This window comes from Alistipes timonensis JC136 (genome assembly GCF_900107675.1).
Classification (GTDB): Bacteria; Bacteroidota; Bacteroidia; order Bacteroidales; family Rikenellaceae; genus Alistipes; species Alistipes timonensis.
In genome coordinates this window covers 54,946-79,829 of sequence record NZ_FNRI01000004.1, presented here as the reverse complement: position 1 = coordinate 79,829, position 24,884 = coordinate 54,946, and the positions used below count along the sequence as shown (strand labels likewise).

Genomic DNA, 24,884 nt, shown 5'->3' with positions numbered 1-24,884 from the left:
GTTCGCCCGCAACGACCTTTTCAATCGTGCATTTCCGGAAACTGGCACTTTTTTTGAGCCCCGCCCCGCCGATGGCAACCCTCCGCGAACATATCCGCCAAAGCAGCGGCTACAAATGGTGGATCCTGGGAATGATCATGCTCGGGACCTTCATGGCCGTACTGGACGTGACGGTGGTCAACGTGGGGCTCCCGGCCATCATGTCCTCGTTCGGAATCGGCATCTCCACGGCCGAATGGGTCATCACGGCCTACATGATCACGATGACCGTCATGCTTCCCTCGGCCGGGTGGTTCGCCGACCGTTTCGGCAACAAACGCGTCTATATCCTCGGCATGGCGCTGTTCACCCTGGGGTCGTGGCTCTGCGGAAAGTCCCCGAGCGACGGATTCCTCATCGCCTCGCGGGCCTTGCAGGGCCTCGGCAGCGGGATCATCCAGGCATTGGGACTGGCGATCGTCACCCGCGAGTTCAAACCCGAGGAGCGGGGGCTGGCGCTGGGCCTGTGGTCGATGGCCGCGGCGGCCTCGATCTCGTTCGGGCCCCTGCTGGGCGGTTATCTGGTCGACGCATACAGTTGGCACAGGATCTTCGACGTGAACGTCCCGGTGGGCCTGCTGGCCATCCTGCTCTCGGTCTTCATCCAGAAGGAGTGGCGGGGCGATGTGCGCCACCCCTTCGACTGGAAGGGATTCGCCGCCATCGTGCTGTTCATGCCCCTCACGATCTTCGCCCTCGCCCGCGGAAACTCCGCCACCAACCATGAAGGCTGGGCCTCGCCGACGGTGATCGCCTGTTTCGCCGTAGCGGCGGCGGCATTCGCATTCTTCATCGTCACGGAACTCCGCAACCCGACGCCCCTGTTGCAGATACGCCTGCTGGGCGAACGGAATTTCGGAATCTCGATGGGCGTGCTGACGCTCTTTGCAGTCGGGATGCTGGGCGGAACCTATCTCCTGCCGCTCTACATGCAGCGCGGACTGGGCTACACGGCCCTGATGGCCGGCAGCGTCTTCCTGCCCGTAGGGCTTATCCAGGGGGTGCTATCGGCCGTCTCGGGCTACATGACCCGTTACGTGAGACCACTCCTGCCGGTCGTCGCGGGCATTCTCGCCATGGCCCTGAGCTTCTGGCTGGCCAGCCGCTTCACAATCCACACCACCCACCGTCATATCCTGTTCGTCCTCTACCTGCGGGGCTTCGGCATGGGGCTGACGTTCGCACCGCTGAACCTCTTTTCGCTCAAAAACCTCACCCAGCAGGACATGGCCGCGGCGGCCGGCATTTCGAACAGCATCAAACAGCTCGCCGGCAGTTTCGGCATCGCCCTCCTGACGGTCGTATTCACCGCCCGCACGGCCTTCCACGCGGCACACGAAACGCAACAGACTCCCCAGACTTACGTCGAGGGAGTCACCGATGCACTGACAGTCGTGGTATGGATCACGCTGGCAGCGGCGCTCCCCCTGCTCGGGGCGATCCGCCGAAAAAAGAAGCCCCGCAATGCGGGGCCTAAATCTCTTCGTTAGCGGGGTCGTTCATCCGTTTGCGGATGGAATCGATGCCCGTGAACGGCAGGCAGACGACGAACGCAACGAACATGCACACGGCCAGCAGGCCCACGAGCGACATCCGGAACAGGGTGCCCATACAAGCCCGAAATGCCGCCGCCCATGTAAGGCGGCTGCGCTTTCTTTCGGGATGGGATTCTCCGGACATGGTCTCTTCACGCTTTAAACATCAATATCCGTATACGGTCCCGCTCCAGGACAACCGGCGGTAGGCGCGGTTGAGGTCGGGCAATGCCTCCTGCTCGATATAACCCGTAAGGCCCGAATGGCGGCGGACCATGAATCCGTTCTGTCCCGCCATGAACGTCTCCGTCGCGACTTTCCACACCACCGTCCGCTCCAACTGGACCCGGAATGCCTCGTATTCGTCCGGGGCGGCCACTTCCTCCAGCCACTCGTCCAGGTCGAAGAACCGCGGCAAAGCCGGAGAATCCCCATAGCTGCCCGGACGATCAAAATGTTGAAGACGGGATAAGTCGGGCGCTTCGGCTGAGCGAGTCCGAAGCGCAGCCTGTGTCCGGGCAGCCAGTGGGGATATTTCACCTATATCGATCAAACTCAGGGTCGCCGAACGGCGTGCCCCGGTATAGTTTTCCGCAACATAATCCATGTACGCCCGCCCGAAAGCCCCGAGGGCCGTTCGCGTCTCCACGGCTGTATTGCACAGCAGCCGCAGGGCCGACGGATAGACCGGAGTAAAGCCCGGAGAGACGATCTCGGCCGACGAAGCCAGCATGCAGCCGCTCTTTCCGCGCAGTTCGTAAGCCACCTCGACACCCGCCGTCAGGCAGGTCTCGAAGACGATGAAGTCGAACATCCCGTCGGGAATGGCCGCGGCGAACTCCGCTATCTCCATCTCAGCGCGTTCCGCACCCCCGTCGTCGATACCGATCGAACGGGAGCGTTTCTGCGGATTTTGCAGCGTCCCCGACGGGAGCCAACCGCTGGCGTGCGAAAAGAAGATCAGCCCGTAGCTGTCCGCCGGATAAGCGTCCGCAACCTCCCGCAGCACCCGCGCAAAGGTCTCCGGCGAAGCGGAATTTTCCGCACCGTAGTCCCGGACGGTCTCCACATAGGGCGTCGGCGTCGTCCGACAACCCCCGCGCAGGCGCAGCAGGTGCGCCCCGTCGCGGGAATCCCGGTAGATCAGGCATTTGTTTCCGGTGTAGGTCCATCCCTGCCGCAGGGCCTCGATCTTGCGCTCCGTCTCGTCCGAGAGGTTGTTGTCGCCGCCCAGCCAGACGAGGATCGTCCGCGTGGGCAGATTCGGGTCCGGCCCCTCGTAATCCTCGGCGATGCAGGAGCCGAGAACCGCAGGCAGCAGCAGGGTCAGTATGCAACGGATTCTTCCCATGGCGTTATTCCCTGACAGCCCTTACGGAAAGCCCGGCAGCACGGCTTATAGTGGACGTCGGCGTCAGCTTGCCCTCGGAAAGCGTGAAATTATAAGAGGACCCGCTGTCATAATCGTAGGTGGAGGACGACCAACAGTAACCGGTGTTGCCGAAAGTTAGTCCGTGACCGGACACGTAAGTGCGGTAACCGACCGCCGGAAGGAAAATAAGACCGCCCTTTCCGCCTTTTTCACCATAGAAGTTCCAGCCGGCATCGAAACCGCCCTCCACATTGAACTGCGAAACCGAACTGACCGTACCGCCCGTCGCCGAGAACCCCGTGAAAAAGCCCGCAGGAGGCATTATATAGCCGACGGGCGACGGATCGTAGATGGTTTTCACCCCGACGGCATGTTCGATCCCGCTGACGGAAGTTCCCCAGAGATTGAGGTAGCGCTCCGTGCACCAGTCGAACACCGGACCCTCGGACCCGTAGTTATAGAATACATGCGGATGCCGGATCGCTTCGCTGACGGAGACCTTGCCCGCTCCGGACTTGTCGAAGGCATATTCCGGGAGATCGGTGTAAAAATCCTTGTCTTTCATAGTTCCGACGACCGGCAGCATCGGGTCCTTGCGTCCCCACTGGAAATAGGGGTTATGGCCGGGACGGTCGTTCGAATAGGCCGTCTGATCGATGGTAAAAGTCTGGCTCACGCCGGTTCTGTCCTGCGTGATCCGCACCATCACGCTGCGGGCCTCGCTCACCATGACCTCCCGGTCGCACCAGCCGACGTTGACCGGCATCGCCGTATATTCATTGCCCTGGAAGTTCGTCACCCTCCGCAGGTCGCTGCCGAGGATGTAATCCGTCACCCAGATATGCCAGCTCCACACGATCTCGCCCGACGCATCGCGCACGGCGATAACGGCATTGCCCTGCCGGATCGTGCTGCGGTCGACTTCGAAGCGGATCGACTGTTTATCCGCCGCCAGTGCGATGCCGCTGACCAGGTTCGGCGCATCCTGCCAGACGAGGCAGGCGTCCGCCAACTGGATGCCCGGATCATTGTAGATATAGGGATCGTCGATCGGGGCGTCCTGATAATTGAGGAACAGGTCCAGAATGTTCGTTCCGCCCGCAGCGGCATAGGCCGCAGCATTGGGCACACCGTCCTTTACTCCGTTGCCGTACACCAGCGGAAAAGTATAGCTGCCCGGGGCGCTCACCAGATAACAGTTCGCCGTGTTCATAGCCGTCCGGCCGCCCTTGGTCGAGAGGTCGTAAACGCCGCTGACGTTCTGCGTGGCACGCAGCACCTCGTTGTGCGGATTGTCCTCGGCGACGGCCTGCGCCGTCACGTCGAACTTAAACAGATTCGGGAAACCCTCCTCGGGAGCATCATACGATCCCCGCCCGCTCTCCGGAAATCCCGACAGCATGTCGGGCGCCGATTTCGTCCAGCTCGCACCGCCGTCGACGGAAAACTCCGCCGTCCAGGGGCAGGGCGAACAGGCGGACGTACCCGAAGCCTGGTAATAGCTCCGAACATCCAGGGTGGCGTCCTTCCTCCCCTGATAAGTGATCGTGTTCACGTTGGCCCGTACATAGAGCGTAACATACGCAAGCGGCACGTAATGGTCGATATTGCCGTAGCGAATCCTCAGATACACGTGACCCGCAGGGACACTGGCTCCTGCAATGTATTTGAGCGGGTAACCGTCGGCGGGAATCGTCTCGCCCGAGAAGTCGAACATGTTGTTCTCAACGGGGGTGCCGTCGCTCGTGCAAAGCTGGATATTCTCAACGGGAACGAGGGTCTCCTTGTCCGGCCCGACAAGGGTCACGACCCGCGTGTCGACCGATCCCGGAAGTTCGCCACCCGGTTTCTGCCCGGCGTCGGGCATCTGGCAGGCGAATTTCACGAGGTCCGAAGCCGCCGCGACGTTTTTCAGGACCAGCACCGTATCCCGGTCCGTCCGGACCAGGTATTGACCGTTGCCCGTGGAGCTTTTCCACCCGTCGCCCGACACCGTGACCGTATATTCGATGTTGCTGCCGGGATTCTGCCACGCCTCGGCGGCGGTGGAGTAACCGCCGCTCTTCACGCTCCTGATATGGAAGGCATAGTGCGTATTGGGATCGATGTCGATATATTCGTTCGAGGCGTCGCCCAGGATGGTCGTGGAGGAAAGCTGCCGCGAAAAGTCGAGCCGGTAGTACTCTTTCGCCTCCCCAGCAGCGGCGCACAGGATCAGCGCCGAGCGGCGTTTGTCGAACGTGTTCCTGTCGACCGACACCCCGCCGGCATCAATCGAAATCGGATAGGGAGCGCAGTAATTCTCACCCGTCAGGGGAATCATGTCGTCGGTATTGACCGCCGTGCTCCACGTCCCGCCGAGTCCGTCGACGTTCGGGATTTCGTATTTGTCCGCATCCGTGTCGTAAACGACCTCCATGCTCGTCTTCTGGGGAGCGCCCGCCAGGATGAAGCTCAGGGTCTTTCCGGCGAAGAGGCCCGAATCGTCCAGCACGACCGAGGCTTTGGCCAGCGAACGCACCAGCTCGCAGGTGTTCGACCCTGCGGACCAGATGACCGACCCGTACATCGGCTGCGTTTCGGAACGCTGCATGACACGGCCGTAGACGGGATTGTCACAGACGAGCAGCGCCGAAAGGCCGCTCTCGGCAGCTCCCGTACCGAGGCCCTGCAGCGAAGTCCCGACCGATGCGGGATAATTCGCCACGACATAGATTTTATCGCCCGGACGGACTTTATAGTTCAGGTCGACGGATGGCTGCGCCGTCCCGTTGCCGGTGACCGCAGCCGCAGCCGCCGTCTGTTTATAGACCAGCGATCCGCCGCGGTAGACCAGTGCATAGAGGTTGCCGATCCGACATTCGGCCTCCGTAGCGGCGCGGGTGAGGGCCACCTCCTGCGCATCGGGCATCCGGAGGATCAGCCTGTCGCCGGACGCGGCGGGAGCCACCGCTTCGTCCCTGATGCAGCCGGCCAGCAGCGCGGCGGCCGCCAGCAGGTAAAACCCGTATATAAGTATCTTTTTCATAACTCCGTAATTCAAAAATATCATTGTTCCAGAATGGGACGTATCGAATGGGCGGTATAGCGGTCCTGGTTGTTTGCCAGTAAAATCCGATCCTTATTGAACAGTATGCTGCGGCCAAGTCTCGCGTTAACCGGAATCACGGACCAATAACCACCGTCCGTGCCGTAAGAGGACAATCTTCCGCCTGTGCTGCGGTAACCTGTCGCCGGGAAGAAAACCGTACCGCCATTGGGATCGAAAACGCCCTCGCCGTTCATCCTGTTGCAATAGAAGCGGAATCCCCGGACGGCCGTGAATTCGCCTGCGGACTGGTACGGAGAATTGATCTGCGTCCCGTAACCGCCGGAGGAAATGGAGGCTCCGTTGTACGAAAATCCCGTGAACACAGTCCCCTGCGGGACGCAATATCCCACGGGCGACGGATCGTAAACCGTTTTGACAATCGGATCGTAATTGGCTACCGTCTGCGTATTGTCGGCGCTCCACAGGTTGTAGTACAGCTCGTCCATGGTGGTGCTTGTATTGAAACAATGCGGATTCCCGATATATTCGCTGATCGCATTGGTTGTCAGCCCGGTTTTATTGAAGGCGTATCCGGTTTTGTCGCTGTCGGTATAGCAGCTCTTGTCGACAGCGGTAGTTCCGGTCCCCAGGTATACGCCCGGAAGCATCGGGTCTTTGCGCCCCCACTGATAGTAGGGATTGCTTCCGAATCCGACGATCGTCTGCCCGGGCTGATCGAGCGTAAAGGTCCTGCTCAGCCCGCTTCCTTCCTGCGTGAGCCTTACCGACACGCGGCGGCCTTCATAAGCCGTCGTCGGACCGTCGCACCAACCCAGGTTGACGGGCATGAGGTAGTATTCGATGGACTGGAAGTTCGTCACCGGACGCAAATCGCCGCCCAGTTTGTAATCCGTCACCCAGATATGCCAGCTCCACATGATCGCCCCCGCAGCGTCGCGCACGGCGACAATGGCGTTGCCCTGCTGAATCGTGGCCTTCGGCACCTCGAACGCGATGCTCTGCTTGTCAGCCGTAAGGGCCACGTTCCGCACCAGCCCCTCGGCATCCTGCCAGACGAGGCAGGCGTCGGCGGGCGTACAGCCCGGATTGTTGTAGATATACGGATCGCTGATCGCATTGCCCAGGTGGTTGACAAATCCGGTCAGGACGTTCGCTCCGCTCTTCGTCGAGGTATAGGCCGCCGGGTTGGACCCGCCGTTCTTAACGGCATTGCCGTAGACCAGCGGAAGCGTATAGGTTCCCGAGGCATTGACCAGATAGCAGTTGGCCGTATTGCGCAGGGAGCGCGTCATCGAAAGGTCGAAATCACTCACCGGAGCAGCGGCCTGCAGGGCCTCCCGGGGTGCCGGGGTAGTGACCCCGGTTACCGCCGCGAGCTGTGCATCGAACGCCGCCGGGACCGTGCTGCCCGTGTTTGTATCGGTGAACTGCGTCAGCCATGCGGGTTTCGGCGCCGTCCAGGTCCGGCCCTCGTCGAGCGAAAACTCCGCCGTCCAAGCCACCGGAATCTTCGTGCCGGCATCGTCGCCGAGGTCCACGTAACTCGTCACCTGATAAGGCTTGGTTTCACCCGCATAACCGAACGTAACGACCTTGTCGGCCACCTCCAGCACCGGGGTTCCTTCGACCCGGAGCTGCGCCGTGCGGCGGATGTCGCCGGCCATGACCGTCATGCCGTATTGGGTTCCGACGGGATAGGCGGCCGGGCCCGTGACGGGGATTGCGGCGTTGCCGCCGGCGGTCTCGATTCCCAAAACACCGTCGGCATCGGCGTCCGTCAGCGAATAGCCGGCCGTCACGGCCGCCTCGGAGAGTTTCACATAGACCGAATCGGCCTTCGTGACGACGGGAACGAGCGTCTCACGCCCCGCACGGACGAAAACCACCGAATCCAGAACCAGCGACGAACCCTGGATGTCGCCGTTCACCGATTCTTCGTTCCATTCGAGAATGTCCATCGCAACCGTAACGCTCTGCCGGTCGAGCGACACGTCGACCTTGTAGACCTTGTTCGCCGTGATGTCCAGCGGCAGGTTTTCGTTATTGGCCGTATTGCCGCCGAGCGCCCCGCTGTTGATGTAGACGGGCAGCGTGTAATCCCTGCCGTCGATACTGATCGCCAGCTTCAGGCAGGCGGCTTTCGACGCACCGGTGCGCGGCAGGGTGTAGAACGAGGTGACGGCGGTATAATCCGTCGTGCTCGCTCCGAGCGCGATATCTCCGTGACTGTTCAGGCACACGGCGTCGGCCCCCGTGCTTTCGGTCGCCGGAGCGAAGGCATGCGCCGTTTCGCGGCGGTTTTCGAACGTCGTGCTTTTGACGACGACGCCAGCCCCCGTCAGATCGGCCTTGCGACGCAGGCGCAGATCGACGCGTGCATAGCGGCGTTCCACGGGAACCGTCGCCACCGAAGCGACGGGGGTGACATTCGTGCTCAACTTGCCGCTCATCAGCATCCCGGCGCTCCCCGCAGCCGGGAAATCCGCCGTGAAATTCGCCGGATCGGTCATCAGCGTCTCCAGCTCCGTTTTCGAATAGGGATTGTAGGAGGCGAGATCGACCGCCGTGCCGCCGCGCGTCAGGTGTCCGGCGTTGAGCAGCACGTAAATATCCTTCCGTCCCACGGTGACGCGCCACGTATCGTTCAGGCGGCCGCTCCCGTCGGCGGCGGAGCCCGAAGGCCCCGGCAACACGGCGGTCCTGCCGGGATTCTCGAGCGCCCCGTGCTCATTGAAAATATAGACCCACGCCGATCCGACCGCGGTTTCGTTCGCCGAGGCATTCGGATCGTCCGACGCCGCATAGGTGTTCAGCGCAAGTTGCAGGTCCACTGTCCTGACGCCGCCGTCGGTATGGTCCTCGGCACAGCCGTACAGGAGGCCCGACAACAGGAGGGACAGGGCCCAGGTCCGCAATACAGTATATTTTCTCATCGCTCAATCTTTCTTTTTCTGTTCTTATATTTCGGGGTCGGTAATGCTCGAATTCCAGTCGGGGATCGTAATGGAGACGCCCAGATCGGTGAATTCGATCAGCATTTCGACGGCCGCTTCGTGGAGGTTGTCCACGGATATGTCGTTCTTCTCCATGTATTCCCGGAGATTCACCGCGGCCCTGACCGCATTGCCCGGTGCGGCCTCGCGGACGGTGACCGTCACCGGATTGTCGTCGGCGAAACGCAGCACTTGGAAGCAGGCCGCCAGCGCCTTTTTTTCGTCGTCTTGTGCCAGCACGGGATGATACGTCGTGCCGAAAGGCTGTATGGCGTTCATCCGGAGATCGTATTGGGGCATCAGATTCCCGATTTCGAGCTCCGGCCACGCGGCCGGATCGGACAGCCCGTCCAAACCCTTCATATAGATGCGCATGTCGATATGCGCACTCCGGAACGGGATGTCTCCCGTCACCTTTCCCGACGCATCCGCGGCCGTCGGAACCGTTATGTCGTACTCACCGTAATAAAGGTGGTCGTTGGTGGCGATTTTCCCGCCCGAGCCGTAGGCGGGCGCGTGCACGCGGCCTTCGGAGAGGTTGTCCGAAAGCAATTCCGTGTCGTCGAAGGCATTGCCCCAGCAAACGATCCGGTAATCGCCGGCCGGCAGATCGAGCTCCGTACCCTGAAACCGGTTCAGGTCGGCCTTCACGATCGCTTTGTCCAGAATATGCTGTCCGTCCGCCCTATCGAAAACGACAAGCGTCACCCCGTCGATCGTCCGGGAGAACATCGCCGGGTCCTGCCGATCGCCGGAGTAGCTGAAAGTAAGCTCCGTATTGTACGGGGACGGACAATCGCTCATATCCTCATTGATACAACCAGCGGGCAATGCCAGCGAAATCAGAATACAGAGGGTTTTCGATAGTTTTTTCATGTGTTGCTTTTTGGGGTAAAAACCGGAGGGAAGAAGCCCTCCCCTCCGGGTAATTCGGCAAAACTTAAATTTCGGGGGTGACGTTGGCTGTCGTCCAGTCGGCGATGGTGATGCCTACGATCAGGTCCATCTTGTCCTTCTCGGGCTTATCGGTGATCTTGTCGGGGGTGATCTCGATACCGCCGTTCTCCAGACCCATCTTGTAGATCTTGTGGGACATGGTGGATGAGAGCAGCGTGCCGTTTTCACGGAAGCCTTTCACCGTGATGTACTTCCCGGTGAAGGAGGTCGGATTATCCGCATCGCCCGTGCCGTCGGCAAGTTTGTAACCGGCTGAAACCGTCCCGCTCACCTTGTAAATGATATGGGGAACCACGCTGCCGCTGAAAACCTGATAAGCATAAACTTTCGTCCCGGCAGCGGAGGTCACGGCCGCATTGTAGCCGTCGGTCGCCCAGGCGGGAGTGAACGTTGCAGGCCAGGTGGATTCGTCGTAGTTCTGGACGGTGCTATTGTAGATGCCGCCGTTGAAGTTCAGGAAATTATTGACGTAAACAGCTTCGATGGTCAGGACGTCCAGTCCCGTCCCTTTTTTCACGGTTCCGATCTCAAAGCGGGATACGATCGAGCTGAGTTCCACGGACGCCTTCTTCAGCGTGTGGCCGTCATCAGCCGTTTCCGTCGTGAAGACCGACTGGTCGCCGGCGAGCATCACCTGCTGCACGGAGTTGTAAGTGCCGGCGGCATTGCCTTTGGCATCCTCGTTCGCAAGGGTTCTGGCAGCCTGGTTCTGGTCCGCCACGCTGCTTCTCATCATTGCGGCCGTAAGCTCGCTGAGGGGAACGGTTCCAGTCGGCAGGACGACGCTTCCCGAATTCACGATAACGAGCACCTGCGCCGGTTCCGTGACTTGCTCGAAACGCTTCTGCTTCGCCTTGATTTCGGCGTCGGTCCAGGCGTAGTGTGTCACATTGCCGCCGGCATCCGCCAGATAAACCGTAACGTTGTCGTAGAACGGAGTGATTGCATTTGCGGCCTGCGGGTCTTCGACCGCGTAAGTTTCCAAAGCGGCCGGAAGAGAGACCTCGAAATTGGTCTTGCCGGCGGCGGGCATGCCGCCCTGTTCGGCATCTTTGTCACAAGCTGCCAGCAGGACCAGCGCGGTCAGGACGCAGAGGATTTTATGCATTTTTTTCATGGATCATTCAGTAAAAATCCGGGGGAGAGGATTTCCCCTCCCCCGGGGTGATTCGGAAAAACTTAAATTTCGGGGATGACGTTGGCTGTCGTCCAATCGGCAACCGTGATGGCAACGACCAAGTCGATCTTGTTCTTCTCGGGCTTGTCGGTGATCTTGTCGGGAGTGATCTCGATGCCGCTACCGTCCAGCCCCATCTTGTAAATCTTGTGCGGCGCGATAGATCTGAGAGTAACCCCATTCTCCTTGAAACCTTTGACCGTGATAAACTTACCGGTGAAGGGAGTCGGATTGTCCGCATCACCCGTGCCGTCGGCGAGTTTATAGCCGGCCGAAACCGTGCCGCTCACTTTATAGACGATGTGGGGAATCAGATTGCTCGCAAATACCTGATAAGCATACACCTTCGTTCCGTCCGTGGAAGTCACGGCCGCGTTGTAGGCGTCGGTCGCCCACGAGGGGGCATAAGTCGACGGCCAGGAAGCCTCGGTATAGGACGTGGTGGCGGAACCGCCGTAATTGTTGTGGAAATTGTTGATGTAGACGGCCTCGACGGTCAGCGCATCCAGACCGGTACCCGGCTTTACGGTGCCCACCTCGAAACGCGCTGCCAGCGATTCGAGCTCCACAGCAGCTTTCTTCAGCGTATGGCCGTCATCGGAAGTCTCGTCCGTGAAGGTCGTCTGCTGGCCCATGAGGATCACCTGCTGTATGGGAAGGTAATCCCCGGCGGCATTGCCCTTGGCATCCTCGGCCGCAAGGGTTTTGATCGGCTTGTTCTGATCGGCGACCGCCAGTGTTTGCATGACCACATTGAGATCGGCGAGCGAAATCGCCCCCGTCGGCAGCATCACGTCGCCCGAGTTTACAATGACTCCGACCAAAGTCGGCTCGACGATCTGCTCGAAACGCTTCTGCCGGGCCTTGATTTCGGCATCGGTCCACGCATAGCCCACTGCATTCTCACCGGCATCGACCAGATAAACGGTCACATTGTCGTAATAGGGCGTGATTTGGCCTGCGGCCTGCGGGTCCTCGACCGCATAGGTCTCCAGATTGCCCGGGAGGGAGACTGCGAAGTTGGTCTTCGCGGCGGGAGCCGGAGCCCCCGAATCGGCGTCCTTGCTGCATGCAGCCAGAGCCATCGCCGCCAGAGAGGCGACAAAAACAGTTTTCATCTTCATAGTTTTGAATTTTTTATTGATAAATAAGGCGTTTTCACTATTTGGGTTCTCTATCTTCCGTGTTTGCGGTTCTTCAGCTCGGCTTCGCGTATCCGGTCGAGGTTTTCCCGCAGGCGTGCGATCTCGGCGAGATTTCGCTGCGCGGCTTCCAGACCCGCCGCCCGGGCGGCTTCGAAATAGGGCTCGGCGCGGTCGTAATCCTGGTCGCGCAGCATCAGCAGCAGCCCCCAGGCATTGTCGCATTCGGGAATCCGGTCCGGGGACTTCACGCTCCGGAGGTATCTTTCGGCGCCGACGAAATCCCGCCGCTCCAGCGCCGCGACGGCCGCGTTAACGGTCGCGGTCACACTCTCGGGATAGAGCCTCACCGCCGTCTCGAACAGGTTGTTGAAATCCGCCGAACCCGGTTCGCAGGTGTTGGCGACCAGATAGAGCTCGTTCAGACTGAGATTCTGGGGACGGGTTTTCACCACGGTCTTCGCCTCTTCAACGTCGAAATTCCGCACGTCGTAATCCACCGTGACCGTCACTTTACGCAGGGCGGGGAACATCTCCCGCAGCATATAACGCCACGGAGCGCCGCCCTTCAGGGCCATCAGCTTCGCCTCGCGGCCCTCGGTGATCGAATAGCGGTCGATGATGTCGAGCACGGCCTGCCGGTCGGGCATGTCGGAGGTCTGGAGCGCCTTCACGAGGTCCTCCCAGTTCTCGCCGCCGAAGCGGACCGAGTAGAGCGATCCCGGAATCGCAGGATAACGGCTCTGCAAATAGTCCCGGAGGGCCTTCGCGCGCCCTTCGGAGAGGCGTTCGTTCATCGCCAGCGAACCCTCGGGAGAGGCGTAGCCCGTGATGGAGATACGGTTGATCGTCACATCCTTGTCGCCCTGCACGAGGTCGATCATCCGGCGGATTTTCTCCAGCTCGGCGGCATTGCGGCCGAATTCGGGGTTGATGACGGTTTTTCCGACGGCAAAGTCGAGGAACGACTCGCCCTGCTCGGCGCGGCTCTTCACCGCCTCGGCTTCGGGCTGTACGTAGGCCAGATGGGGTTGGACGAGGTAGCGTTCGACGACGATCACCTCTTCCAGGTCCACCTTGCCGGCCAGCAGCCGCACGTCCGTTACGGCGGATTTGCCGCAGCCGCAGTCGTCCCGCTGCAGGTTCAGCCGTGCCGAGGACATCCACGATTCGTAAGGCAGCGTCAGACGGTAGTCCATCCGGCTGTCGCCTTTGTAATCCGGCACCACGTAATACGGGGCCGATTTTTCATAGGCCGCGCGCGCTCCGGCGCTCATCAGCGCCATTGCGCGGCGGTGGTTCTTATAGCTGCGGCGTCCCATGAGCGAAACGGCAGGCAGGGCCAGCGAACGCTCACCGGAGACGAGCACCGGGATGAAATCCGCGCTCATCCGCGAGGGGACGCTGCGTCCCCGGGTCGTCACGGCCATATCGACGTAGAGCGAATCGCCGCGCTGGGCAAGTTCGTTCACCTGCACGGTGACATTGCCCTGCCGCACCTGGGCCATGCCGCCCGCAAAGGGGAAGGCCAGTGCCGGACATGCCGCCAACAAGATCATGCGTATCTTTTTCATAGTCAGGAAGTGCAAATTATTTGATCATGAATATCAGGGTGACCCCCGCTTTGGTGGGGCCGAAGTAATGCTGCGTCTCGCTGCCGATCTTCCGGCCGCATTTGGCGCACGGGTACTTGTCGTAATCGAGGTAGGCATAGCCCACGCCGACCGTCGCCTCGAGGCCCCAGCGGTTGCCCAGCACCCAATGGTAGCCGTAACTCACGCCCGCGCCGACGAGCCAGCCTTCGTAGCGGTGGTTGCGGATATTTTCGTTGCGGATCGAACCGAACATCCTGCCCGTGTTGAAGCCCCAGGGCAGCATCCCGCCCCAGTTGTATCCGCCGCCGAGCGCGTGGAGCCCCACGAAGTGCCCCGAAAACCGGGTGCAGCTCCACCAGCGGACCTCCGGCTGGACGAGCCAGTGTTTCATCTTCCGGTTCTCCGAAAAGGTCCACGGATTGTAGTTCCCCGAAACGTCCAGCGTCCACCGGCGCGCAAGGCCGAACTCCACGCCCAGATTCAGCGTCGAGGTCGCGTCGTAAAGCAGGTTGGTTTTGACCGCCGCTTTCTGCGCATACGACCCGTAACAGCCGAAGCATATCGCCACAAGGACCAGCATCAAAGCTTTTCTCATTTTTTCTCGTATTGTTTTACTGCGTCTTCTTATCCCACGTGCGAACGCACGCTGCGGAAACCCGTCTTCCGGAAAAGTCGCTCTGTAAGTAAAGAGACGCCAATCCCGATTTTGTCCCAAGAATTTCAGGACTATTTTCCGCGCGAACTCGGACTGAGATTTATTTCACCATGAAAATCAGCGTGATACCTGCTTTGGTGGGGCCGAAGTAGTGCTGCGTCTCGCTGCCGATCTTCCGGCCGCATTTGGCGCACGGGTATTTGTCGTAATCGAGGTAGGCATAGCCCGCGCCGACCGTCGCCTCGAGGCCCCAGCGGTTGCCCAGCACCCAATGGTAGCCGTAGCTCACGCCCGCGCCGGCGAGCCAGCCCTGATAGCGGTGGCCGCGGAGCCCTGCGCCCGGACGGATTCCCCACGGCAGCATCCCGCCCCAGTTGTATCCGCCGCCGAGCGCGTGGAACCCCACGAAGTGCCCCGAAAACCGGGTGCAGCTCCACCAGCGGACCTCCGGCTGGACGAGCCAGTGTTTCATCTTCCGGTTCTCCGAAAAGGTCCACGGATTGTAGTTCCCCGAAACGTCCAGCGACCACCGGCGCGTAAGGCCGAACTCCACGCCCAGGTTCAGCGTCCGGGTCGCGTCGTAAAGCAGGTTGGTTTTGACCGCCCACGCCGGCAGATACCCGCTTCCGGGCGTCGGCAGGGCGGCCGCCGGGCGAAATATCGGAACCGGCTCCAACCGGACGGGCCGAAAGGAGGAGTGCGGAGCAGGCAACGGCACGGAGGCCGCCCGAAGGGATTCGTAAAATCGTCTCTGCACAGACTGCGGGAGCGGGACGGGCGCGACGACCGGCAACGGGTCGAACGCCGGGGCAGGCATGGAAACAGGTGCGGCCGAGACTCCGGGCAAAGTATCCTGCCGGTACCCCTTATATATGTAGTAGTTTTCGCCCAGGTGTTTGAACTGCAGGTCCGTGCCTTCGAGCCAGCGTTCCAGCACGGCGGGGACATCCCCCTCCGACGAGGGGTCCCGCACGACGACGGGATCGGTCAGCATATGGCTGAAAGCAATGTGAACATTCCGCTCGACCGCAAGGCGTTCCAGCAGGTGTGTGAGGTTTGCAGGCCGGGCCGAAAGGGCGGAACCCGGCACGGCCGAAACGATCACGAACGCAAGCGTACACAGCAGGCGTCCCATCATTTCAGCGATATTTCATTCCCGGAAACCCGGTAGGGAATACCGCAGGCCCGGAAAACAGCCTCGAGCGTCCCGTCCAGATCGGAGGTGGTTATGAATCCGGTGAATACGATGGCCTCATACGGTTCCTGCCCGGTCACGGTGACGCCGAAAATCTCCTCGATGCTCCGGATGACCTCCTCGAGCGGAACGGCATTGAACGACAGGACGGCCGGCAACGGCTCGGAAACGTCCGAAAGCCGGACGCCGGCCGAGTCGTAAAGGACCTTCCGGCCGGGTTGCAGCACCAACTCCCCGACGGGAACGACGACCCGCACCGATCCTTCGTAGCACACGACCAGCAGGTCGTATTCCTGCTGCTTCACGCGGAACCGCGTTCCCAGAACGACGACCTCGCCCGAACGGGTCCCCACGCTGAAGCGGGGTCCGTGCGTGACGGAAAACACGGCCTCGCCCTCGAGCGTGACACGTCGGTTGAAAAGCCAGGTAAAGCGGTTGTACGACACCCGGGAACCGGGCATGACGATAACCTCGGAGTTGTCGGGCAGCAGGTGGACCAGCTCTTGTCCCCCGCTCTCGAAATAGGTCTCCGAGAAGTGAATCAGACTGCTCACCACCGTTATCACGACGATGGAAGCCGCCACGCTCCACTGCGTCAGCCGGCGGCGAAAAGTCTCATGGCGGCGGCTGGCAGCGCGTTTGCGGGCCAGAATCTCGCCGATCTCCTCCATGTGTCTGTTGATCGGAGTCTTCAATACCATCTTCGACAACAAGTCGTCCATATCAGTTTGCTCCATCTCCTTTTTCCTCCTGTTTTATTCAACGCCCATTCAAAAAATATCCGGAACGATCATCCGTACGCCCGGCCCAGCATCTTGTCTTTCCGTAAGCGGGCAAGTGCCGTGGAGGCCACATTGCGGATTGTCTTGTCGGCATACCCCGTGATTTCGGAAATGCTCTTGTTGTCCAATCCCTCGTAATATTTCAGGTATATTATCTCTCTTTGCATATTCGTAAGTCCGTTCAGGGCGCCCTGCAGGGCCCGGACCGTCTGCTCGGTACATTCCGCCCGGACCATCGTGGCCTCGGCATCGACCTCCAGGCCGAAATCATAACCCGCGACCTGCACATCGTCGATCGACAGGCAGTCGTTCCGGCGTTTTCCCGCCTCTTTCAGAACGAGCCGGCGCAGCGAACTGGCCAGGTAGGCGAACGGCGATACAGGCACGGAAATGCTTTTCCGACGCTCGAAAAGATAGGTAAACAGCGTTTGAATGGCATGGTTTATCAACTCTTCGTCATACGCGATTCCCATTCCATACCGGAATAATCTGTTTTCATACAGATTGTATAGTGTCCTGAAGGCGTGCTCATCGCCCTCGCGGATCAAATTCCAAAATTGTTGATCCATATTGTCTTCTATTAGTGTAGAGATGGTCAGGGATGTTTTGTCCCAAGAAAAAATGAAGAAAATGTCCGGTCCGGACATGACGGGGGCGGCCGTACCCGTTCATATCCGGCGACGGCACTTACGCAACAAGTGACTTCAGGTGCGCACAAAGGTATAAAAGACAATGAATTAAGCGCTGAGAAACTCGTATGACGGGTGCGGTTCCGAACGATCCGGACGGGTATGGTGCCACAGGCGCCCCGCAGGAATGCGGAGACGGTGAGGCACGTTTTGCAGATGGTGCCTGGAATGTTAGCTTCGGTTTGACGCGGACAAAGCCGGCGTTACGGCCTCAAAAATGAGTAATGACGTCCAGGAAAGAGGGGATGTCAGGACAAGGGAACGTCATCCAGCAAACGGTAATAGGAAACGATAAACGCCTGAAGAATAATGGGAAATAATCGGATATTTTCTGTGTACAGCATCACAGTTAAAACGGGAAACGCCCGCTTTGACTGCACCGGCCCACCCCGGGCCCGGACCGCAGGAGAGCCCCGCCCGACGGCTAAAGCGTTGTCGGTTAATCGTTAAACCCGCCTGAAATAAAACTAAAAGATTTTAATTATTCGGCCCGGCCGGAAAGACCGAAAGGCGGGATCGCCCCGGAACAAAACATAAAAAAACAGGACCCGCAAGCCCTGTACACAAATCCGGATCGTCGCATTTTTACATCAGCCCCATGCGCTTGCGGGCGAAGGGCACGACCCACGCCGGGGCCTGCTGCTTCGACAACAGCTCGCGCATGTAGTCCATATAGGGTTCCGCATGGCGGAAATAACGGTACAGCCCCTCGCAGAGCGAATTCTTGCGGCATCCGTCGGACCCCGTTTCGAAGCGGTGTTTCGGACACTCGCCACGGCAGGCGAAGTAATATTTGCACCGCAGGCACTCGGCGGGCAGCGCATTGCGCTTGGCAAGGCCGAAATCCACCCGCTTGCGCGAGCGGTAGATCTCCGCCAGCGGCGTCTCGCGGATATTGCCCAGCTTGTATTCGGGATAGACGAAATGGTCGCACGAGTAGACATCGCCGTTGTGTTCCACGACCAGCGCGTCGCCGCACGTCTCGCCCATCGAACAGACGCCCGGCTGCACGCCGCACCACTGGGCCAGCGTGGCGTCGAACAGCTGCACGTAGCAGCGCCCCACGTCGCTCACGACCCACTCGTCGAAGAGGTCGCACAGGAATTGCCCGTAGCCCTCGGCCGTGACGGACCATTCGGCCAGCCGCGCCCCCTCCCTCTCGGGCGACACGATCAGCGGACGATGGAAACCCGGTTTGTCGACGACGTGCTCCACAGCGGGTAGGAACTGCATGTAACGGCTGTGCACCGTGTCGCGGAAGAAACGGTAGATCTCCCCGCCGCGCCCTTCGCACAGCCGGTTCACCACGCTCAGCGTGTTGTACTCCACGCCGCTGCGCTGGAACATTCCGATCGTCCGCATCACGCGCTCGAAGGTCGGCCGGCCGCCTTTCGTCAGGCGGAACGCGTCGTGGATGTCCTGCGGACCGTCGAGCGAAATGCCCACCAGGAAATTATTCCCGGCAAAGAGGTCGCACCACGCCTCGTCGACCAACGTGCCGTTGGTCTGGAGGGTGTTCTCGATCCGCTTGCCGTCGGCGTATTTTTGCTGGAAGTCCATCGCCCGGCGGTAGAAATCCACCCCCAGCAGCAGCGGCTCGCCGCCGTGCCAGCAGAACTGCACCGTATCGACGTCGTTGGCCTCGATATACTGCCGGACGTAAAGTTCCAGCAGCTCGTCGCTCATCACGGCCTGTTTGCCGCCGTACTGCACGGCCTTGTCGAGGTAATAGCAGTAGTGGCAGTCGAGGTTGCACGCCGAGCCGGCGGGTTTGAGCATCGTCGAAAAGGCGACCGGGCCCGCCTGTTTCTCCGCGTCGCGGAAAGTGAAGATATCCTTGTTTTTCATAACGTCTCGGGGAGTGAACGGAATTATTTTGACAAATATAATGAAAAAACGAAATTCCGAGCACCGGAAACCTTTATCTTTGCACATCGAACGACTACCGACCGATGCACCCGAAAAAAACATTGCTCCTGCTGTTCTGCACGCTCTGCGCCGCGACCGCCGCGGCACAGCCCGTCGCCGTGCGTTTCCGGGTCGCCGACCGCACGACGCGCGACGCCGTGGTGGGCGCCGTCGCCGAGCTGCGCAGCCGCACGGACACCGCGGCCGCGGCTCTCTACACCACTTCGGACATCGACGGCCGGGGACTCTTCCCCCGCGTGCCGCGCGGCGAATACCGCCTGACCGTCACTTCGCTGGGTTACGACTCGCTGCGCACCGACCTGCGGGTCGGAACGACCGCCGTGGCGCTCGACTCGCTGTGGCTCGCGCCCCGTGCCGAGACCATCGACGACGTGGTGGTGGAGGTCCCGGCACTCCGGTCGTCGGTCCGCGGCGACACGCTCTCCTACCGTGCCTCGGCCTACAAGGTGTCGTTCGGCTCGGACGCCGGATCGCTGATCTCGAAGATGCCCGGACTGGAGATCGCCGACGGGGCAATCGAAGCGCAGGGCCGCAGCGTGCAGCGCGTCTATGTCGACGGACGCGAATTTTTCGGCAACGACGTGATGTCGGCCGTGCGCAACATCCCGGCCGACATGATCGAGAGCATCGACATCTACAACACGCAGAGCGACCAATCGGAGTTTACGGGCGTGGACACCGGCGAAGGGGTCACGGCGCTGAACATCGTGACGCTTCCCGACAAGCGGCGGGGCGCTTTCGGCCGCGTGTTCGGGGCCTACGGCATCCCGGACAAGTACATCGGCGGGGGCAATGTCAACATCTTCAACAACGACCGCCGGATCTCGGTGATCGGGCTGGTGAACAACGTCAGCCGCCAGAACTTCTCGTTCGAGGACATCCTCGGGACCACCGAAGAATCGAATTCCCGGACCTCGAACAAGAATTTCATGGTACGCCCGATGGACGGCATCTCGACCGTGCAGGCCGTGGGCGTCAATTACAGCGACGACTGGGGCAAAAAGGGCAAGGTCACGGCCAGCTACTTCTTCAACCGCACCGACAACCACAACACCAGCCGGAGCGACAAACAGACCTTCACCGCATCGGACAAACTGGTGCTCTACAACGACGAGAACCGTTCGAAGGCGCTCAACCTCAACCACCGTTTCAATTCGCGCATCGACTACCGGTTCTCGGAACGCCATTCGATGATGATGCGCACGTCGTTCAGCCTGCAGGACAACAACGCCCGCAACGAACTCCTGAGCCGCACGGACAACAAGTTCTCCGACGACGACATCCGCTTCGTCAACCGCCGCCGCAACTTCGGGCTGAGCGACAGCAAGGGATTCAACGTCTCGAACAACCTGATCTACCGCTACCGCCTGCCGGGCAAGAAGTCGCACAACCTCACGTTCGGCTTCGGGGGCACCTATCGTTCCTACGAGCAGTTCAGTTTCCCGCGGCAGTACACCTTCCGCGACCCCGACGACATCGAGTGCGACACCACGGACTACTCCTCGCGCAACGTCTCGCGCACCGACCGCGACCAGCCGGGCTACGACGTGAACGGCAGCGCGAGCTACACCCGGGCGCTTTCGAAACGGTCGCGCCTGAGCCTCGAATACCGCATCAACTACACCGACAACAGCGTCGACCGCAGTACGTTCGTGCTCACCAAGGAGAATGTGTTTCCGGACGAACGCAACCCGAAGCAGTCCACGGAGTACGACTATGCGTTCCTGACCCACCGCGTCGGCAGCACCTACCAATACTATTTCAAAAAGACGAAGGTCGCGGCGACGCTCTACTACCAGCACGCCGAATTCGACAGCGACTACGCCTTTCCCTACCGGCAGAAGACCGGCGCGTCGTTCGACAACCTCACCTACAACGTGGTGTCGAACATCAGCATCACCCGCAACAACACCCTGAAATTCACGGCCGTGGGCCGCACGTCGAATCCCCGCGCCACCGACCTGCAAGGCATCGTCAACACCACCAACCGTCAGAACGTTTTCGCCGGAAACCCGCATCTCGACCCGGTCTACACCCACCGGCTGACGGGGCAGTACATCCGCACCAGTCCCGAACGGGGACGCACGTTCACCGTTTCGGCCGAGGCGGCCCTCAGCCCCAACACCATCACCGACTCGCTGGTGATCGACACGCCGGATTTCGTCATCGACGACGAGGGGACGCTGCTGGGCGAGGGCAACCAGTTCACCAAGCCGGTGAACCTCCCGGGATACTGGAGCCTGCGCGCCAGCGTCAACTACGGCATGCCGGTACGGAGGCTGCGTTCGAACCTCAATTTCCGGGCGGGCGTCTCGACGGGACGCATCCCGAGCATCATCAACGGCGAGCGCAACGAACTGTCGAACAGCTCCTACAACGCCGGTGTGGTGCTGGGCAGCAACATCTCGGAAAGCGTCGATTTCCGCGTCAGCTACACGGGACGCTACAACGTGAGCAAAAGCACGTCGCACGTCCGCACGCTGGACAACACCTATTTCAGCCAGACCGCCCGGGCCGAAGCCACGTTCGTGGCGTGGAAACGCCTCGTCGTGCGCGCCAACGCCGACTACAACTACTACAAGGGCATTACCGACACGTTCCTCGAAGAGCGCCTGATCTGCAACGCCCTGCTGGGCGTGAAACTCTTCCGCAACCGGCTGGGCGAGGTGAGCGTCGGGGTGAACGACCTGCTGGACCAGAACGGCACGACCTTCCGCCGCACGGTGACGGGCACCACGCTGCGCAACGTGACGAACCTCGGCGTGGGCCGTTACGTGTCGCTTCAACTCACCTACAACCTGCGCCTCTACCGTCGCCAGAGCAACGCCGTCATGGATGCCCTGCAAGGCAAATAACCTGCAGGCCCCGATTCCGCCCCGATGTCCGAACCGACTTTTTTGCAGCCGGATTGTGCGATTGGGGCAGAAATTGCTATCTTGCGTCGTAAAATCCCTTTTTGCTTCCGGCTTGACACGTTACGCCCTGCTGCTCGCCGCCCTTTTCGGCCTTTCCCCCTTGGTCTCCGCACGCACCGTGCGGAGCGGAACGCCGCAGGTATACCGCAGCTACCGCCCTGCACGGGTCACGATCACCGTCGAGGACAAAGAGACGAAGGACCCGCTGATCGGGGCCACGGTCTCGATCATGAGCGGCGCCGACACGCTGCGGGGCACCACTTCCAAGGAGGATTTCTACCGCACGCTCGCCGTCTACAAGTGCGACCGCATCTTCCGCGATTCGGTCGATCTGGAGGTCTCCTACCTCGGGTACAAGCCCTATAAGGAGCGGTTCGCCGCGGCCGAGTTCCGGAGCCGCATCGAGGTCAAAATGGAGGTCGACGAGCAGTCGATCGCCCAGGTCGTGGTCGTGGGCAAGCAGATCGCCATGGTCTTTAAGGGCGACACCACGGTCTACAACGCCGGGGCGTTCAAAACGATGGCCGACGACCGTTTCGAAGAGCTCCTGAAACAGCTTCCGGGGGTCGAGATCAAAGACAACAGGATTCTCGCCGGCGGCGAGGAGGTCAAACGGGTGCTGATCGACGGCAAAAACTTTTTCGGCAACAAATCCCAGTACGCGCTGACCGACCTCGAAGCCTCGGACGTCAAAAGCGTGCGGGTCTACGAAGAGCTGAGCCCCGAGGCGAAACGGCTGGGCAACACCACGGCCCGAAAAGAGAAAGTGATGGACGTGGAGACCAAATCGAAGCGCAGCGTCCTTCAGGGCGGCAACCTGGAGGCCTCGATCGGAGCGAGCCTCGAAAAAGACTACTCCGGACGTCGAGAAATCCGCCATTCGGAAGCCGGGACCTACTACCGCAACAACGAAAAGGGCAACTGGCGGTTCGCAGCCTCCAACCTGAAAGACGACAACTCCCAGGCGGAAAACGCTTCGTTCAATTCGAAACTCACGCCGACGAAGCAGACCGACGCCCGGGCGGAATACACCTACCGCCGCGGCGACTCGACCTCGATCTCGACCACGGTCGATTTCCAACGCCGCCGCCAGAGCAGCGTCTCCCGTTCGATGACGGAGTATTTCCCGACCGACGATTATGCCCTGCGCACCGAGGAGAGCTCCGGGGAATCCCTCTCCAAAAACCTCTCGGGAAGCCTTTCCAACCAGACCAGCATCCAGCGCCGGAAGAACACTTTTTTCGCCATGACGGACATCCGGTTCGAGAGCGGAGATTCGCACAGCCGCAGCGCCACCTCCCGGCGTATCGACGACGACGAGACCCGCACGCACCTCAACAACGACTCTGACAACCGGAATATCCGGTTCAGCACCCGACTCTCCTACCGCTTCGCCCTTTCCAGGCGATCGTCGCTGGCATTTTCCGTCAACGGCCAATACGGCACGCAGGACCAGGACGGCTGGCAGGTCGATACGACGGCCTCGGTCCAAGGTCTGCAGGTCAAACTGCGCAACAACGGCGACGGCCGCCGGTACGGTTTCGAAACATCGGTCGATTACGGATACAAGATCGGAGAAAATGTCCGCTTCTCGGCCGCCTACTCCTTCAAACGCAGCTACGACCGTTCGAAGATGCTGGCCGTGGATTTCCTCGGCGACCCGCAGGGAGCGCTGGACCCCGTGAACTCCTACAACTACACGAACGACAGCTATTCCCACAACCTGCAAACCGGCCTACACTACGGCCGCGACGAGCTCTGGATCATGGCGACCCTCACGGGATCAGTCCACCAGGTCGCCCGCGACGAACGCTTCCCGGAGAAGCGGCGTTTCCCGAGGACCTTCTACCAGCTGAACCCCTGGTTCAGCCTCACGGCCGGTAAATCCGCCCGGCGGTTCCACCTGAACATAAGTTCCATGCCGCAGATGATCCCGACCGAGTCGCTGCGCTCGACGCTCGACGCCACGAACCCCCTCTCGCTGCGGGCCGGAAATCCCGACCTCAAACTGCCGAACAACCTCATGGGATCAGCGGGACTCTCGTTCAACAACGCCCCGAAAGCCCGCGCCTTTTCGATCCATTTCGGCGGCGGGTACACGTTCAACTACATCACCTCGCAGCGTAAGCTCTTCCTCGAGGAGACCTACCTGCCCCAGTACGACTACACGGCCCAGAAGGGTGCGCAGCTCTCGACGCAGACCAACGTCGAAGGCTGTTACAGCCTCAACGGGTCAGTCAATTTCTCCCAACAGATCTCCTCGCTGCGCTCGACGGTGAACGCCGGGATCAACTACAATTTCCAGCAGACCCCCTATTTCCTCGACGAGACGCTCTACCACTCGGGCCGCCATGCGCTCTCGTTCCGCGCCGGCTTCGAATCGGGCTTCTCGAGCAAGGTCAAAATCTCCGTCTCCTCCGTGACCTCGATGAGCTCTTACTCCGCACAGAACAGCAACACGCAGGACTTGCAGGAGACGGTCCGCGCCCGGTTAGACCTGCGCTTCGGAAAGTATTTCGCCTCGGTGGCGAACGCCTACGAATTCTACTGCAACAGCAATTCGCATACGCTCACGCGCCACAACGTGATCCTCAACGCCGCCGCGGGCCGCAAATTCGGCAAGGAGAACCGGCTGGGACTTTCGGTGGGCGTCGTCGACATCCTCAACCGCCCGGACTATGCTTCGACGGTCTTCGAGACCGACTACATGCGCACCTCCTCGGTCTCCTACCTGGGCCGTTACGGCTACCTGCGCATGGCATACACATTCTGAATGAAACCGATCCGAAATACGAATGATTTCGGATTGTTTCGGATATGTCCGGATATTTTTGTATCTTGTGGGCCTAACCCCATA

General features: G+C 60.5%; 16 protein-coding genes. 3 read left to right on the top strand and 13 right to left on the bottom strand.

Annotated features, from left to right (window positions below; all coding sequences use genetic code 11):
- The first annotated feature begins 71 nt into the window (after positions 1 to 71).
- Positions 72 to 1,529 carry a DHA2 family efflux MFS transporter permease subunit gene (locus tag BLU78_RS06415; RefSeq protein WP_044106412.1) on the top strand — a complete coding sequence of 486 codons (1,458 nt, stop codon included), beginning with the start codon at positions 72 to 74 and terminating at the stop codon, positions 1,527 to 1,529.
- Here the strand turns inward: BLU78_RS06415 and BLU78_RS14105 are convergent.
- The 13 genes from BLU78_RS14105 to BLU78_RS06355 all read right to left on the bottom strand — a co-directional run bounded on the left by BLU78_RS14105 (position 1,513) and on the right by BLU78_RS06355 (position 19,031).
- Complete coding sequence (locus tag BLU78_RS14105; RefSeq protein WP_020691962.1) at positions 1,513 to 1,650, bottom strand: hypothetical protein; 138 nt, start codon at positions 1,648 to 1,650, stop codon at positions 1,513 to 1,515. The two genes, BLU78_RS06415 and BLU78_RS14105, sit on opposite strands and share 17 nt — an antisense overlap.
- Positions 1,651 to 1,740: 90 nt before the next feature.
- Positions 1,741 to 2,925: a clostripain-related cysteine peptidase gene (locus BLU78_RS06410; protein WP_010262095.1), complete on the bottom strand. Its 1,185-nt coding sequence runs from the start codon at positions 2,923 to 2,925 to the stop codon at positions 1,741 to 1,743.
- Between the two features lie 4 nt (positions 2,926 to 2,929).
- On the bottom strand, positions 2,930 to 5,974 hold the full coding sequence (locus BLU78_RS06405; protein ID WP_010262094.1) for a hypothetical protein: 3,045 nt from the start codon (positions 5,972 to 5,974) through the stop codon (positions 2,930 to 2,932).
- A gap of 20 nt (positions 5,975 to 5,994) precedes the next feature.
- Positions 5,995 to 8,931 carry a hypothetical protein gene (locus BLU78_RS06400; RefSeq protein ID WP_231290810.1) on the bottom strand — a complete coding sequence of 979 codons (2,937 nt, stop codon included), beginning with the start codon at positions 8,929 to 8,931 and terminating at the stop codon, positions 5,995 to 5,997.
- A 24-nt stretch (positions 8,932 to 8,955) separates the two neighbouring features.
- Positions 8,956 to 9,867: a FimB/Mfa2 family fimbrial subunit gene (locus tag BLU78_RS06395; RefSeq protein ID WP_010262092.1), complete on the bottom strand. Its 912-nt coding sequence runs from the start codon at positions 9,865 to 9,867 to the stop codon at positions 8,956 to 8,958.
- Between the two features lie 64 nt (positions 9,868 to 9,931).
- Positions 9,932 to 11,065 (bottom strand): mitochondrial porin family protein, encoded by a 1,134-nt coding sequence (locus BLU78_RS06390; protein WP_020691965.1) that lies wholly within the window; start codon positions 11,063 to 11,065, stop codon positions 9,932 to 9,934.
- Positions 11,066 to 11,127: 62 nt separating this feature from the next.
- A complete protein-coding gene (locus BLU78_RS06385; RefSeq protein ID WP_026020714.1) occupies positions 11,128 to 12,243 on the bottom strand; it encodes a hypothetical protein in 1,116 nt (371 codons plus the stop codon).
- Between the two features lie 56 nt (positions 12,244 to 12,299).
- Positions 12,300 to 13,841: a DUF3868 domain-containing protein gene (locus tag BLU78_RS06380; RefSeq protein WP_010262089.1), complete on the bottom strand. Its 1,542-nt coding sequence runs from the start codon at positions 13,839 to 13,841 to the stop codon at positions 12,300 to 12,302.
- A 16-nt stretch (positions 13,842 to 13,857) separates the two neighbouring features.
- On the bottom strand, positions 13,858 to 14,457 hold the full coding sequence (locus BLU78_RS06375; protein WP_044106410.1) for a DUF3575 domain-containing protein: 600 nt from the start codon (positions 14,455 to 14,457) through the stop codon (positions 13,858 to 13,860).
- Between the two features lie 160 nt (positions 14,458 to 14,617).
- Complete coding sequence (locus BLU78_RS13990; RefSeq protein WP_044106452.1) at positions 14,618 to 15,157, bottom strand: DUF3575 domain-containing protein; 540 nt, start codon at positions 15,155 to 15,157, stop codon at positions 14,618 to 14,620.
- Between the two features lie 494 nt (positions 15,158 to 15,651).
- Positions 15,652 to 16,449, bottom strand: a complete 798-nt coding sequence (locus BLU78_RS06365; RefSeq protein WP_231290809.1) for a FecR family protein — start codon at positions 16,447 to 16,449, stop codon at positions 15,652 to 15,654.
- A 53-nt stretch (positions 16,450 to 16,502) separates the two neighbouring features.
- Positions 16,503 to 17,063 (bottom strand): RNA polymerase sigma factor, encoded by a 561-nt coding sequence (locus BLU78_RS06360; RefSeq protein WP_020691969.1) that lies wholly within the window; start codon positions 17,061 to 17,063, stop codon positions 16,503 to 16,505.
- Positions 17,064 to 17,768: 705 nt separating this feature from the next.
- Complete coding sequence (locus BLU78_RS06355; protein ID WP_010262082.1) at positions 17,769 to 19,031, bottom strand: anaerobic sulfatase-maturation protein; 1,263 nt, start codon at positions 19,029 to 19,031, stop codon at positions 17,769 to 17,771.
- A gap of 104 nt (positions 19,032 to 19,135) precedes the next feature.
- On the opposite strand from BLU78_RS06355, the gene BLU78_RS06350 reads away from it, so the two are divergent.
- Both BLU78_RS06350 and BLU78_RS06345 read left to right on the top strand, forming a co-directional pair.
- Positions 19,136 to 21,967, top strand: a complete 2,832-nt coding sequence (locus BLU78_RS06350) for an outer membrane beta-barrel protein (RefSeq protein WP_026020713.1) — start codon at positions 19,136 to 19,138, stop codon at positions 21,965 to 21,967.
- A gap of 112 nt (positions 21,968 to 22,079) precedes the next feature.
- Positions 22,080 to 24,800 carry a peptidase associated domain and porin domain-containing protein gene (locus tag BLU78_RS06345; protein ID WP_010262079.1) on the top strand — a complete coding sequence of 907 codons (2,721 nt, stop codon included), beginning with the start codon at positions 22,080 to 22,082 and terminating at the stop codon, positions 24,798 to 24,800.
- The last annotated feature ends 84 nt before the right edge of the window (positions 24,801 to 24,884 follow it).